Origin of the sequence: Azospirillum sp. B4, assembly GCF_000333275.1 — a bacterium.
Taxonomy (GTDB): domain Bacteria; phylum Pseudomonadota; class Alphaproteobacteria; order Azospirillales; family Azospirillaceae; genus Nitrospirillum.
Genome location: NZ_BACU01000302.1, coordinates 1 through 287 on the forward strand (window position 1 = coordinate 1; position 287 = coordinate 287).

Below are 287 nucleotides of genomic sequence, written 5' to 3' on the forward strand. Positions count from 1 at the left end.
TGGTTGTCCAAGGACCTGGAGCGCAAGACCGCGCTGATCAAGACGGGCGCGTCCTCGCAACGCGACATCGACATCATCCGCGACCAGATCAAATGGTATGAGCGCCGGCGTGAGCTGACGCTGGAGACCATGCGCACCACTGACAAGATGCGCGCCAGCCAGTACACCGAGATGCAGGACAGCACCCGCCGGCTGGAAGAGAACCTGGCCATGGCGCGCAAGAACCTGGACAGCCTGGTGGTGCGGGCGCCGGTGGATGGCCAGATCACCACCCTGGACGTGGAGAT

General features: G+C 63.8%; 1 protein-coding gene. It reads left to right on the top strand.

Annotated elements, in window-relative coordinates:
• Positions 1-287: hypothetical protein (locus tag I55_RS37040; RefSeq protein ID WP_044561132.1), on the top strand; the 287-nt coding region annotated here is incomplete at both ends.